11 protein-coding genes are annotated in these 13,271 nt (G+C 68.0%); 7 read left to right on the forward strand and 4 right to left on the reverse strand.

The window, feature by feature from the left end; all coding sequences use genetic code 11:
- Positions 1-4: 4 nt before the first annotated feature.
- Positions 5-1,225 (reverse strand): hypothetical protein, encoded by a 1,221-nt coding sequence (locus AAEX57_RS11195; RefSeq protein ID WP_342092103.1) that lies wholly within the window; start codon positions 1,223-1,225, stop codon positions 5-7.
- 96 nt (positions 1,226-1,321) lie between these two features.
- On the opposite strand from AAEX57_RS11195, the gene deoC reads away from it, so the two are divergent.
- Entirely contained in the window at positions 1,322-1,987 is a 666-nt protein-coding gene (gene deoC, locus AAEX57_RS11200; protein WP_342092102.1) for a deoxyribose-phosphate aldolase, read from the forward strand.
- 110 nt (positions 1,988-2,097) lie between these two features.
- The gene (locus tag AAEX57_RS11205) at positions 2,098-3,939 is read left to right on the forward strand and encodes a glycoside hydrolase family 127 protein (RefSeq protein ID WP_342092101.1); all 1,842 of its coding nucleotides are present in this window, start codon (positions 2,098-2,100) and stop codon (positions 3,937-3,939) included.
- Between the two features lie 7 nt (positions 3,940-3,946).
- Here the strand turns inward: AAEX57_RS11205 and AAEX57_RS11210 are convergent, their stop codons facing one another.
- The 3 genes from AAEX57_RS11210 to AAEX57_RS11220 all read right to left on the reverse strand — a co-directional run bounded on the left by AAEX57_RS11210 (position 3,947) and on the right by AAEX57_RS11220 (position 8,120).
- Positions 3,947-4,357 (reverse strand): hypothetical protein, encoded by a 411-nt coding sequence (locus AAEX57_RS11210; RefSeq protein ID WP_342092100.1) that lies wholly within the window; start codon positions 4,355-4,357, stop codon positions 3,947-3,949.
- 110 nt (positions 4,358-4,467) lie between these two features.
- Entirely contained in the window at positions 4,468-7,116 is a 2,649-nt protein-coding gene (gene ppdK / locus AAEX57_RS11215) for a pyruvate, phosphate dikinase (RefSeq protein ID WP_342092099.1), read from the reverse strand.
- Positions 7,117-7,229: 113 nt separating this feature from the next.
- On the reverse strand, positions 7,230-8,120 hold the full coding sequence (locus AAEX57_RS11220) for a pyruvate, water dikinase regulatory protein (protein ID WP_342092098.1): 891 nt from the start codon (positions 8,118-8,120) through the stop codon (positions 7,230-7,232).
- A gap of 99 nt (positions 8,121-8,219) precedes the next feature.
- Between AAEX57_RS11220 and AAEX57_RS11225 the strand changes: the two genes are divergently transcribed.
- The 5 genes from AAEX57_RS11225 to AAEX57_RS11245 all read left to right on the forward strand — a co-directional run bounded on the left by AAEX57_RS11225 (position 8,220) and on the right by AAEX57_RS11245 (position 13,259).
- Positions 8,220-9,275 carry a class I SAM-dependent methyltransferase gene (locus AAEX57_RS11225; protein WP_342092097.1) on the forward strand — a complete coding sequence of 352 codons (1,056 nt, stop codon included), beginning with the start codon at positions 8,220-8,222 and terminating at the stop codon, positions 9,273-9,275.
- A gap of 7 nt (positions 9,276-9,282) precedes the next feature.
- Positions 9,283-10,071: a YwiC-like family protein gene (locus AAEX57_RS11230; RefSeq protein ID WP_342092214.1), complete on the forward strand. Its 789-nt coding sequence runs from the start codon at positions 9,283-9,285 to the stop codon at positions 10,069-10,071.
- Positions 10,072-10,218: 147 nt separating this feature from the next.
- Positions 10,219-11,175, forward strand: a complete 957-nt coding sequence (locus AAEX57_RS11235; RefSeq protein WP_342092096.1) for a hypothetical protein — start codon at positions 10,219-10,221, stop codon at positions 11,173-11,175.
- Between the two features lie 42 nt (positions 11,176-11,217).
- A complete protein-coding gene (gene serB / locus AAEX57_RS11240; protein ID WP_342092095.1) occupies positions 11,218-12,093 on the forward strand; it encodes a phosphoserine phosphatase SerB in 876 nt (291 codons plus the stop codon).
- A gap of 95 nt (positions 12,094-12,188) precedes the next feature.
- Positions 12,189-13,259 carry a hypothetical protein gene (locus AAEX57_RS11245; RefSeq protein WP_342092094.1) on the forward strand — a complete coding sequence of 357 codons (1,071 nt, stop codon included), beginning with the start codon at positions 12,189-12,191 and terminating at the stop codon, positions 13,257-13,259.
- Positions 13,260-13,271: the final 12 nt, after the last annotated feature.

A 13,271-nucleotide genomic window follows, 5' to 3' on the forward strand; every position in this document is an offset into this window, starting at 1 on the left:
ATTGTCAGCAGGTCTCCACGGTGTCGGTCCAGCAGGCCTGGCGCAGGTAGAAGACCGCCGCCGCTCCCCCGGGCTGGGATGAGCCCGGGTACCAGTCCAACGCGAGTCCGTCCTGGTAGCCCGTCGCACCGGCGGCGCTGCGCTGGTGGGCCGCCAACCAGGTCTGGATCTGGCGGCCCTGTTGGAAGAACGACGCGACGGCCTGCACTTCGTCGGCCGCGGCCTTGAGCACGGGCTGCTTGCCGGTGGCCTCGGTCCTGAGCTTCAGGTAGCTCACCTCCATACCCTCCGGCCGGTACTCGAGGCTGTACTTGTAGCCGTCGGCAGTTCGCGTGCACTTCACCTCCGCCTCCCCGGTGCAGGAGTAGCCGCGCTTGGCCAGCGCTTGGCCCAGCGGCTTGCCCTGGAGCAGCTTCTCCGGCTGCACCTGGTCCGGCACCCAACCGTCGACGAAGAGCACGATGGACCCGTCCGCGCTGCCCCGGGCGTTGACCTCCTCGCTGGTGGCCGTGGCGTAGGAGTCCTCATTGCCTGCCCGGACCGCCTTGAGCACGCCTTGGGTTCGGGCCTTGTCTCCGACGAACTGTTCAGCCAGCCAGGCCTGGAGCTTCAGGGCCTGCGGATTTTTCCCACCCTTGCCGTCCTGGACATTCAGGGAAGCCCGGCCCAGCTTGCGCCCGCTGGCACCACCCAGGTAGGCGGTCATTGCCGGGTTGCTGGTGTAGTGCGTGCACACCCAGGAGTCCATCCGCTTCTTCGCCTCGGATTCGCAGGTGAAGCCCTGGGCGGTCAACTGCTTGCGCACCGAATCGACGGTGCCCTTGCCCGGCGCCTCGATCACCGACGGCTGCTCCGGGGCCTTGGGCTGCACCGCCTCGATGCTCTGGTTGGTCGTCGGCGTGGGCTGTGCGACGGGTGGTTCCACCCCGCCCCGCCCCGCCAGCCACCATCCGCCCAGCCCCAGCCCCGCCACCAGCGGCACCGCCAGCCAGAGCCACGGGGGACGCCGCGGGCCGTCGTCGATCTCCTCGATGACCGGTGCGGCCGTGGCCCCACCCGAGTAGGGCGAGCGCAGTCGGTTGGCGGGGCTGCCGGGGCGACGGAAGGCACGGTCCGCATCGTCCTGGCCAGCCGCCTCGTCATCGACGGCCGGATCGTCCGGCTCGATCCTCCCGCGTCGGGGACGCGCCATGGGTTGCTCGAGCTCGGATTCCGGATCAGTCACGCAGGACAGCCTATGTGTTCCCCGGGACCAGCAACCAAGATCAATTCCGGAAGGTGACCGCCAGCTGACCCGACGGCCAGGCACTACGCTGGGCGCATGACTGAGCTGACTGCCGCCGACGTGGCCCAGATGATCGACCACACGCTGCTCAAGACCGACGCGACGCCCGCCGACGTCGCCGCCCTGGCCGCCCAGGCCCAGGAATTCGGCACCTACTCCATCTGCATCTCCCCCAACATGCTCACCGAGCTGCCGGAGCTGGGTGAGGTGAAACTGGCCACCGTCTGCGGCTTCCCGTCGGGCAAGCACACCGCTGCGATGAAGGCGGCCGAGGCGAGCGAGTGCGTAGCCAACGGCGCCGACGAGGTGGACATGGTGATCGACATCGGCCTGCTGAAGGCCGGTCGGGCCGACGCGGTACAGGCCGAGGTCGCCGCGGTCAAGGCCGAGGTGCCCTCCCCGAAGGTACTGAAGGTGATCATCGAGTCCGGTGCGCTGAGCGACGACGAGATCGTCGTCGCCTGCCGGGCCGCGGAGGCCGCGGGTGCGGACTTCGTCAAGACCTCCACCGGCTTCCATGCCAGCGGCGGCGCGACGGTGCATGCGGTCGAGTTGATGGCACGCACCGTCGGCGGCCGGCTGGGCGTCAAGGCCTCCGGTGGCATCCGGGACTGGGCCACCGCCGTCGCGATGATCGAGGCTGGGGCCACCCGTCTGGGAGTCTCCGCCACTGAACAGATTCTGGCTGGAGCCACCGCCTGACGGAATCAACCGGTCAAGCCCCCACCACGACCGCCCGCGTCTCATAGGGTGGGGGGTGAGAAGTTCCAAACTTTGCAAACCGGCGCATCGACGCCATGGAGGAAGCACCCATGCCGCATCAAGCCACCCCGGCCCTGTTCAGCGCCGCCCAGGCGCCCGTCGCGCTCACCAGCGTGCATCCCAGTGACGAGGGCTGGATGGGTCGATTCCAGGCGCGCAATGTTGACGCCACCATGCCCCATGTGATCGCCCAGCTGCAGGAGCGGTCGCTGGCAAACCTGCGCGATGTCCGCGACGGCGTGGAGCACCAGCACATCGGCAACACCAACAGTGATGCCGAGGTCTACATGGTGCTGGAGGCGATCGCCTGGGAGATTGCCCGCACCGGCACCACCGCCTTCGACGACTTCCTGAACGAGACCATCGACCTGCTGGAGTCCGTGCAGCAGGACGACGGCTACCTGAACTCGTGGGGCCAGTCGATGGCCGGCTACGAGCACTTCAGCGATGCCGCGATGGGCATGGAGCTGTTCAGCGGCTCCCACCTGCTCAAGGCCGCCATCGCCCTGAACCGGATCGGCCGCGGCGAGCGGCTGATGCCAATCGCCCGCAAGTGGGCGGATCTGGTGGTGGCCACCTTCGGCCCGGACAAGCAGGGCTACGACGGCCACGCCGGCATCGAGGGCGCTCTGGTGGAGCTCTTCCACGAGACGGAGGAGTCGGCCTACCTGGAGACTGCCCGTGCCATCCTGGACCGTCGCGGCCAGGGCCTGATGCGCAGCGGTGTGCTGGGCCCGATCTTCTTCCAGGATCACGAGCCGGTCCGCGAGGCCGTCGAGGCGCTGGGCCACGCCGCCCGGCAGCAGTACCTGGATTCCAGCTGCGCCGACGTGGTGGGTGCCACCGGCGACGCGGAACTGCAGAAGGCGCTGATCGCCCGCTGGGAGAGCGCCCACCTGACCAAGCTGTACATCACCGGCGGTCTGGGCTCGCGACACTTCGACGAGAGCTTCGGCGCCCCCTACGAGCTGCCCGCCTCCCGCGCCTATGCGGAAACCACCGCCAGCATCGCCGACGTGCAGGTGAACCACCGGCTGCTGCTGCTGACCGGCCAGGCTCGTTATGCCGACGCGATCGAGAAGGTGCTGCACAATGCCCTGCCCGCCGCGGTGGGCAAGGATGGCGTGAGCTTCTTCAGCTCCAACCCGCTGCAGGTGCGTTCCCGCCAGCGCGACGAGGACAACAACCGGATCGAGCGAGCCAGTTGGCTGAACCACGCCACCGGCCCTACCAGCCTCGTCCGGCTGACCGCCAGCATGGGCGCCTTCGTGGCCACCGTCGCCGACAAGACGCTCAGCATCCAGCAGTGGATGGCCGGCAGCATCGACCTGCCGTCGCAGATCGGCGAGGGAAAGCTGGTGATCGAGACCGACTACCCCAACAGCGGCCACATCACCATCCGACTGGAGGGCACCCCCGCCCCGGGCGCCCGGCTGCGGATGCGCGTCCCGTCCTGGTGCGAGAAGCACACCTACAACGGGCGCAATGCGCTGGTGGTGGACGGCTATTTCGACCAGAAGTTGACCGAGGACTACACCGCGGTGCTGGACTTCCAGATGAATCCCCGCTTCGTCTTCGCCCATCCGCGGGTCGACGCGGTGCGCGGCTGCCGCGCGCTGCTGCGCGGCCCGGTGGTCTACTGCGCCGAGGGCGTGGACAACCCGCAGTTGGAGAACCTGGTCTTCCACACCACCGCCACGGTGCAGCCGTCGACTGACGGCGAACTGCCGCTGATCACGGTGCCCGCCAATTTCCGGCGCAAGCCGCAGGCGCTGTACTCGCGCACCATGGTGGCGGTGGATCCCGACGTCCGGGAGACGACGCTGGTGCCGTACAGCAGCTGGGCCAACCGCGGTTCCAGCCCGATGCGGGTCTGGCTGCCCACCGAGTGATCGGAGCTCACACGCTCCAGTCGTAGCCCTTCAGGACCGCGTCCAGTTCTTCGGAGCTGGGCGCGGTTCGTGCGTGTGGCCGCATCGGGGAGCGGTGCCATGCACCGGTGGAGCCGTCCTGCAGCACGGTGACCAGATCCAGGTTCCACCACGGCCCCAGGACGTGCTCGGTCTCCAGGGCGATCAGCTCGGCCTTCATGTCCATCGCCAGGCCGTCGGCCACCACCACCGCCGCGTCGGCCTCCTGCTCAACCCACCAGATCGGGCGACCCTCGGCATCCAACAACGCCTGCACCTCCGCCAGTGCCTCGGCCACCAGCCGGGCGCGCAGGCCCTCGGGCACCCCCTCGACGGTGATCCGGACCACGTGCAGGCCGTGCTCGTCGGCCAGCTCGACGGCTCGCTGCGGTGCATCCATGGTGGGTCCTCTCCCCTGCTTCGTCGGGCCTCCACCCTGCCACACCCCGACGGCGGCCCCGCCTCCACAGGGGAGACGGGGCCGCCGTTGACGGGCTCAGCGCCCGAGGATCACTTCTGCTGCGCCATCGCCGCCTTGGCCGCCGCGAAACGGGCCACCGGCACCCGGAAGGGTGAGCAGGACACGTAGTTCAGCCCGACGCCCTGGAAGAAGTCGATCGACTCCGGATCGCCGCCGTGCTCGCCGCAGACGCCGCACTTCAGCTCGGGCTTGACCGACCGACCCTTGCCGACGCCGATCTTCACCACCTCGCCGACGCCGTCCACGTCGATCGACTCGAACGGGTTCTTCGGCAGCACGCCGTCGACGACGTAGGCGCTGAGGAAGCCGTTCTCGGCGTCGTCGCGGCTGATGCCGATGGTGGTCTGGGTCAGGTCATTGGTGCCGAAGGAGTAGAAGTCCGCGTGCTCGGCGATCTGGTCGGCCACCATCGCGGCGCGCGGCAGCTCGATCATGGTGCCGATCGTGTACGGCAACTCCTTGCCGGCCTTGGCGAACTCGTCCTTGACCGCGGCATCGACGATGGCCCGCTGGGTCTTCAGCTCGGTGGGCAGCGCCACCAGCGGGATCATGATCTCGATGTCGATGGTCTCGCCCTCGCGCTCCAGCACGGCCAGGGCCGCGCGGATGATGGCGCGGGCCTGCATGTCCGGGATCTCCGGGTAGAGCATGGCCAGGCGGCAACCGCGGGTGCCGAGCATCGGGTTCTGCTCGTGCAGCTTCTTGACCTGGGCAAGCACCTTGCGGGCCTCTTCCAGCTCGGCCGGGTCCCCATTGGTGAGCTCCAGCTTCTGCACCAGCAGGCTCTGCTCCACCAGGTTGGGCAGGAATTCGTGCAGCGGCGGATCCAGCAGGCGCACGGTGACGGGCAGGCCCTTCATCGCGGTGAAGACACCCTCGAAGTCGGCCTGCTGCATCGGCAGGATCTTCTCAAGGGCAGCGGCGCGCTGCTCGGAGTTCTCGGCGGTGATCATCTCCCGCACGGCGGGCAGCCGGTCGGCGCCGAAGAACATGTGCTCGGTGCGGCACAGGCCGATGCCCTCGGCGCCCAGCTCGCGGGCCTTGCTGGCGTCCTCGAAGTTCTCCGCATTGGCACGAACGCCCATGGTGCGCACCTCGTCGGCCCAGCCGACCACCTTCTGGAAGTCCTCGTTGATCTGCGGCGGGATCAGCGCGAGCGCCTTGCCGAAGACCTCACCGGTGGAACCGTTCAGGGTGATCACGTCGCCCTCCTTGAAGACCTTGTCACCGATGGTGAGGGTCTTGCCCACGGGGTCGATCTTGATCCCGGCGGCGCCGGCGACGCAGGGCTTGCCCATGCCGCGGGCCACGACGGCGGCGTGCGAGGTCATGCCGCCGTGGGCGGTGAGGATGCCCTGGCAGACGATCACACCGGCGATGTCGTCGGGGGTGGTCTCGAAGCGGACCAGCACGACGGGCTCGCCCTTGCCACCACGATCCGCGGCGGTGTCGGCGTCGAAGACCAGCTCACCGACGGCGGCGCCGGGGCTGGCCGGAAGGCCCCGAGCAATCGCCTCGGTGCCGTGGTGCGGGTCGATGGCCGGGTGCAGCAGCTGGTCGAGCTGGGCCGGTTCGATGCGGTTCAGGGCCTCGGCCTTGTCGATGATGCCCTCGTCCACCAGATCGCTGGCCACCTTCAGCGCCGCCGCGGCGGTGCGCTTGCCGCTACGGGTCTGCAGCAGGTAGAGCTTGCCATTCTCGATGGTGAACTCCATGTCCTGCATGTCCTTGTAGTGCAGCTCCATGTTCTTCATGGTGTCGATCAGCTGCGCATAGGCCTCCGGCAGTACCTCCTGCATCTCGGCCAGCGGCCGCGGGGTGCGGATGCCGGCCACCACGTCCTCGCCCTGCGCATTGGTCAGGAACTCGCCGTAGAGCTCCTTGGCGCCGGTGGACGGGTTGCGGGTGAAGCAGACGCCGGTGGCGGAGGTTTCGCCACGGTTGCCGAAGACCATCTGCATCACGTTGACGGCGGTGCCGTAGTCGGCCGAGATGCCATTGGCCTTGCGGTAGACGTCGGCGCGCGGGTTCAGCCAGCTCTTGAAGACGGCGTTGATGGCTCGGTTCAGCTGCTCCACCGGATCGGTCGTCCAGTCGCCACCCAGCGCCTCATTGCTGATCTGCTTGAACTGCTCGACCAGTTCCTTGAGGTCCTCGGCGGTCAGGTCGGTGTCCAGCTCGACGCCCTTGCTGGCCTTCATGTTGGTCAGGGCATCCTCGTAGGCGTGGGCATCGACGCCCTCCACCACCTCGCCGTACATCTGGATGAAGCGGCGGTAGCAGTCCCAGGCGAAGCGCTCATTGCCGGTCTCGGCGATGATCGCCGGCACGGTCTCGTCGCTGATGCCCAGGTTCAGGATGGTGTCCATCATGCCGGGCATGGAGACGACGGCACCGGAGCGGACGGACAGCAGCAGCGGGTTCTCCTTGCCACCCAGCACCTTGCCGGTGCGCTCCTCCAGCCGCTGCAGCCCCTCGGCCACCTGGTCGGCAAGCCCCTCGGGCCATTCCCCGCCACGCTTCATCGTCTCGACGCTGGCGGTGGTGGTCACCGTGAAGGCGTCGGGAACGGGAACCCCAACCTTCTTCATCTCGGCCACGCCGGCGCCCTTGCCACCCAGCAGGTTGCGCATGGTGGCGTCGCCCTCGTGCAGGTCGTAGATGTACTTCTGATTCATGTGTGGAATCTCCTTTGGTTCCTTCAACGTGCCGCCGTGGCGGTGAACCCTGATGGGATGTTGTCCAGCTGGTGTTCAGTTGTGCCCCGTGGCCACTTCGCCCCGGGGAGGTCTCACGGCCTGATCTTCAGGCTTCCGGCCGGCCGACGCAAGGCCGCGCCGGCCCTTTTGGCCCGCTCGTCGACGATGTCGATCACCCGGGCCGCCGCCTCCTCCAGCGCCAGCCCGGTGGTGTCGATCACGGGGCACCCCAGCCGACGCTGCACCTTGCCGATCTCGTCCAGTTCGTCGTAGATCTGCACCAGGTCTGCATAGCCATCCTTGGTGCCGAAGCCGCCCAGCCCGCGTACCCGTCGGTTGCGGATCTGCAACAGCCGTTCGGCGTCGATGGTCAGCCCGACGATCCGCCAGCGCTCCAGCCCCAGCAATTCCGTGGGCGGGGCGATCCCCGGCACCAGCGGCACGTTGACGGTCTTGTAGCCCAGGTAACCCAGGTAGATGCTCAGCGGCGTCTTTCCGGAACGCGACGCCCCCACCAGGCAGATGTCGCACTCCCGCAGCGCCTCCGGCATCGCGCCGTCGTCATTGCGCACCGCGAATTCCATCGCGCTGATCCGCTCGAAGTAGTCGGCCTCCACACCGACGGGACGGCGCACCACCTCTTCCGCCTCCGAGCCGGTGGCCTGCTCGAAGGCCTCCAGGGTGCCGCTGAGCAGATCCGCGCTGGGGATGCCGAGTTCCTCGCAGGCGGTCTGGACCAGAGTCCGCATGTGCTCGTTGACCAGGGTGAACAGCACGACGCGCTTGATCTGGGGCTCGTCGGCCACCGCCGCCCGCAATTGGTCGAAGACGGCAATCAGCGCCTCGGGAGTACTGATCCGCGGGTGGCGGACGATCGTGAAGGAGGTCTCGGTGAACTGCGCCTGCCCGGCGCGCGCCAACCTCGCCGCCGTCTCTCCCGTCGAGTCGGCGATCACGTGGATCTGCAGCGGCTCCATTGCCATGCCCTGAACCTACCAAGCCCCTCCGACATCACCCAGCCGGGGGGTTTGTCGAGACGCGACGATGCGGCCTTTCGACGCCGGTACTGGGAGAATGGTGCCGTGCTTGAAACCGACCCCGTAGACCTGCTGATCGCCGACGAGTCCCACACCATCACCGAGGGGGCCCGCGCCCGTCGCCTGGTGTTGCTGGATGCCCCCGCCCTGGTGGAGCGCGCCCGCCAGGCCGCCGACGAGGTGGTCATCTGGTGCGACGACCTGCGTGAGCGCCAGCAGGTGCCCGCGGAACTGTTGGCAGACGACCTGTCCGCCGCGCTGACCGGGGCGGACCTGGTCTGGCTGCGGCTGCCCAAGGGGCTGGGGGCGCTGGACGAGTATGCGGAACTGATCGCCAACCACGCGGATCCGGAGGTCCGCCTGGTGGCCGGCGGACGGGTGAAGCACATGACGCTGAGCATGAATGAGGTGCTGCAGGCCCACTTCGGCAGCGTGAACGCGTCGCTGGGCCGGCAGAAGTCCCGGGTGCTGCACGCCCGGCTCCCCTACCCCGCCGACCCAACCTGGCCGCGCAGCAAGACCCATGCCGAGGCCGGCGTCGAGCTGTGGGCACACGGCAACACCTTTGCCGGCGCCAAGATCGATCCCGGCACCAAGGTGCTGGTGGACAAGCTGGGCCGGGTCGGCAAGCTGGTGGGCGGGGGCCGTTCGGAGGCCTCCGTCGGGGGCGGTGCGCTGCAGATCCTGGATCTGGGCTGCGGCAATGGCGTGCTGGCCACCCTGCTGGCCAAGCGCTTCCGCACCGCGAACGTGATGGCCAGTGACGTCAGCTGGGCCGCCGTCGAGGCGACGAAGCTGACCGCCAGGGCCAACAAGGTGCGCGTCGAGGTGCTGTGGCGTGACGGCCTGACCGACTTCGCCGACGACTCCCTGGACATCCTGGTGACCAACCCGCCCTTCCACATCGGCAATGCCAAGGACTCCACCCCGGCGCTGGAGATGTTTGCCGAGGCCTCCCGGGTGCTGCGCAAGGGTGGCGAGCTGTGGTGCATCTACAACTCACACCTGCCGTGGCGGGCCCGCCTGAACGAACTGGTGGGCATGACCAAGGTGATCGACCAGAACCCCAAGTACACCCTGACCTGCAGCGAGGTGCGCTGACGCCGTGATGGCGGGCAAGGGCAAGGCCGGGTGGATCCCCCAGCAGCACGGCGCGTGGGCGATGCTGGTCGTCCCATTGGTGGTGGGCCTGGGGGTGCGTTCCCGCACCGGCCTGCCCGGCTGGGCCTGGCCGCTGGCCGTCACCTGGCTGGTGGGCTACTTCTGCTTCAACGCCTGCGGACTGTGGCTGAAGGCCGCCGCCCGCCGGCGCCGAACCTACCTGCCCGCCATGTTGACCTATGGCGCCGTCTCCGGCGTGGCAGGGCTGGCGACGCTGGCCCTGGGCGGCTGGCCCCTGCTCTGGTGGCTGCCGGTCTACCTGCCACTGCTGGGCACGGCGTTGTGGCTGACCAGCCGTCGGCATGAGCGGGCGCTGCTCTCCGGCCTGTGCACGGTGCTCGCCGCCTGCCTGCTGGCCTGGATCCTGCCCTTCACCACCCCGGGGGCGGTCTGGCGCTCCGGGCTGGGGCCGACGTCGTGGCTGGCGGTCGGGCTGTTCGGTTACTTCTTCGGCACCGTCTTCGTGGTGAAGACCCTGATCCGGGAGCGCAACAAGCCGGGCTGGGTGTTGGCCTCGATCGGCTGGCACCTGGGCTGGACGGTGCTCGCCGCGCTGGCCTGGCGGCTGGGGGCAGCCAGCCCGTGGTGGATCGTCTTCTTCACCGTCGGCGCCCTTCGGGCCTGGGCGCTGCCCTGGTTCGGCCCGCGACGCGGGCGCCTGATCCGCCCCGGTCAGGTGGGGGCATTGGAGGTCGTGCTGAGCCTGGCCGTGCTGGCGATCTGTCTGGCCGCCTGATTTCACTCCTCTGGCCTCGGGGTTCGTGAGATGATTCCGAGCGGAATCACACACCACGGCATCGGCGCCTGTGGGCCAACGACCACCCGGACCTGCGTCTGTGGCCGAGGGCGGGGGGCCTACATCCGACTGGACGATGGACGGACGATGATCGTGGGTGCACGCAGCTCCGCCACGATGAAGGTGAAGGCTGGTGGCGACCACTACTTCCTGGAAGCGGCGGCGCAGTCGGACGATCCTGGCCAGGTCCGGATGATCTCCGTCAAGCCCTGCGGGGGGACACCGATGCGTCCCAAGGACGGCGACGAGGACGGGGATGGCAAGGCCGACGTGCTCGGCATCCAGGCCGGCACCGGAAATCTGTACTACTACCGCATGACCGGCCGTGGGCTCGCCAATGGCATCAAGGCCGGCACTGGCTGGGGCAACATGGTCTTCATGCAGCGGGTCAACGAGATCCAGGGGCCGCGCTCGCGCAATGTGCTGATCGCGATCCACAGGAATGGCACGGTCTGGAGCTACGACAATCTGGGTCGGGGCCGCCTGTCCGGTGGCCGCCAGATTGGCTCGGGCCTCAAGGGCTATTCGGCCTTTGCCGTCACCACGACCAACACCAACATGATGGGCGCCAACGGCTACGGCATCGGCGCCCACGAACTTCTGGCAGTCCGCAATGGGTGGCTCTACTCCGCGCGAGTGAGCGCCTCGTCAGTGGGTGGCATGACACGACACGACGCCGTCGACAGTGATTCCTGGGGGACCATCAACGAGTGGCGCACCAACAGCCGCAAGCTGCTGGCGATGCGCAACTTCGATGGCAATGGCGACGGTGACCTATTGGATATCGACTCCTCCGGCAATTTCTGGTTCCACAAGTACCAAGCCACGATGTTTCAGTCCTTCGCGGCACCCAAGCGTGTCGGCACATCCTGGAACCAGATGGGCATCGTCGCCTCGCCCGGCTCGCTCAACGGTGACCGGCTGAACGATGTGATCGCGCGTCGCAACGACGGAAACCTGTACACCTACACGAACAAGGGTGGCAAGTGGGCAGCCGGCGTGCGGATCGGCCAGCGCTGGAATGCCATCCGTCTGCTTGCCTGAGCAACTCCCCCTGCATGGGGTTTCTTCTCCTAGTCTGGTGCCGTGCCGCAGACCGTACGCATCGTCCTGACCGCCGCAGACCCCATCCCGGAGGCGCTCGCCGCGCTGGTCACCGACCAGCTTCGCGGCCCCCGGGAGACGCGCGACGAGCAAACCGAGTGGGGGCATGTCTTCAGCTCACTCGGTGAGCTGGACGATCTGCCGCGCGCCCGCTCCTTGGTGCGCGGGGCCGCCGGTCGTGTCGGGGTGGACGCCGCCGTCGTCGACGGTCCCCTGGCCACTTCCGCTCCCAAGCTGCTGATGATGGACGTCGACTCCACCCTGATCACCGCCGAGGTGATCGACGAGGTCGCCGCCAGGGCCGGCACCGGCGAGCAGGTGGCGGCCATCACCGAACGCGCGATGCACGGCGAGCTGGACTTCGGCGCCTCGCTGCGGGCGCGGGTGGCGACCCTGGCCGGGTTGGACGCGTCGGTGCTCGACGAAGTCCGCCAGAGCATCTCCTTCACCCCCGGCGCCCCCGAACTGGTTGCTGCGGCCAAGGCGGCCGGCGCCCAGGTGGGGCTGGTCTCGGGTGGTTTCACCGAGGTGGTGGAACCACTGGTCGCCGGCCTGGGGATCGACCACATCAATGCCAACCACTTCGAGGTGCGCGACGGCAAGCTCACGGGCCTGACCCGCGGTGAGGTGATCGACCGGGCCGCCAAGCGTCGTCACCTGCTGCGTTGCGCCGCCCTGGCCGGCTGCAGCCCCGAAGAGGTGGTCGCGATCGGCGACGGCGCCAATGACCTGGACATGCTGGGCGAGGCCGGTCTCGGCGTCGCCTTCTGCGCCAAGCCGGTGGCCGCCACCCAGGCCGACGCGACGATCAGCTTCCCCCGGCTGGATGCCGTGCGCGCCTTCCTCTGCCTGGGCTGATCTCGGCAACTCCACTCTGGGTGGCCAGTTCGAGCCCCAGAGCGCCATGATGCCCCTCATAATTGAGGCAATAACGCCCCGGCAGGAGACCACCCGTGAACACCAAGGTCCTCATCCCATTCGCTGCAACATTCGCCTTGGCCACCGCGGTGGCCGCCACGCCCGCGCAGGCGGCGGGAGCAGTGAGCGTCACCTCGCCCTCATGCGGCACCATCCGGATGACCAACACCTCATCGGTCACCATGCTTGTCGAATTCGACTCCGGAAACCTTGAATGGGTGCCCGCACACTCCAGCAAGAATTTGCGGGGCAGGTCTGGCACCGGCATGCCCGGAGGCTCCTACAGCTGGCTGAGCGGCACCTCCCGATCGCAGTTCACTGCGCCAGCCGGGTACGTGACTGTGAAGCGATGCGCTGGCGGCGCCACCCGCCCCGTCGACGGAGACCAGAATGGCGATGGCAAGGCCGATGTGCTGGGCATCACCACAACCGGCGACCTCTACTACTACCGAATGACCAACACCACGCTGGCCAATGGCATCAAGGCCGGTCATGGCTGGAGCAGCATGGTCTTCATGCAGCAGGTGAACGAGATCGAGGGTGGCCCCAGCGGGAACTACCTGATCGCGGTGCGCAAGGACGGTACTGTCTGGCGCTACGACAACAAGGGCTACGGGAAGTTCGCCAACGGCCGACAGATCGGTCAGGGGCTGGCGGAGTTCTCCAACTTCACCATCACCAAGACCACCGACCCTTTGAGCTTCGGCGAGCACGTCTTGCTCGCAACCAGCGGCGATGATCTCCACTTCATGCCCTTAAACCGGGATTCCATCATGGACCCGATGCACTTGGACTCAGGCTGGGCTGACACCGTCAGTTTGATGGCCCTCCGGGACTTCGACAATGACAACCTTGGCGATCTGATCGCCATTCGCTCGGATGGCACCATGTGGAGCCACACAGTCGCAGGAGACAAACGCGTCGGCACCGGGTGGGGTGCGATGCAGACCGTCTCATCCCCTGGCTCGCTCGACGGCGACAAGCTCAGCGACCTGATCGCTCGACGCAGCGACGGCAACCTGTACAAGTACATCAACCGCGGCGGCCGCTGGGCCGAGGGCGTGCAGATCGGCCGCCGGTGGAACGGCATCCGGCTACTCGCCTGAGCCGTCGGCTCC

Origin of the sequence: Luteococcus sp. H91, from assembly GCF_038433135.1 — a bacterium.
Lineage (GTDB): Bacteria > Actinomycetota > Actinomycetes > Propionibacteriales > Propionibacteriaceae > Luteococcus.

Excerpts from the sequence above, each read along its gene's own strand:
- deoC (WP_342092102.1), top strand. The coding sequence starts at position 1,322 with ATGACTGAGCTGACTGCCGCCGACGTGGCCCAGATGATCGACCACACG.
- AAEX57_RS11205 (WP_342092101.1), top strand. The coding sequence starts at position 2,098 with ATGCCGCATCAAGCCACCCCGGCCCTGTTCAGCGCCGCCCAGGCGCCC.
- AAEX57_RS11210 (WP_342092100.1), bottom strand. The coding sequence starts at position 4,357 with ATGGATGCACCGCAGCGAGCCGTCGAGCTGGCCGACGAGCACGGCCTG.
- ppdK (WP_342092099.1), bottom strand. The coding sequence starts at position 7,116 with ATGAATCAGAAGTACATCTACGACCTGCACGAGGGCGACGCCACCATG.
- AAEX57_RS11220 (WP_342092098.1), bottom strand. The coding sequence starts at position 8,120 with ATGGCAATGGAGCCGCTGCAGATCCACGTGATCGCCGACTCGACGGGA.
- AAEX57_RS11230 (WP_342092214.1), top strand. The coding sequence starts at position 9,283 with ATGGCGGGCAAGGGCAAGGCCGGGTGGATCCCCCAGCAGCACGGCGCG.
- AAEX57_RS11235 (WP_342092096.1), top strand. The coding sequence starts at position 10,219 with ATGATCGTGGGTGCACGCAGCTCCGCCACGATGAAGGTGAAGGCTGGT.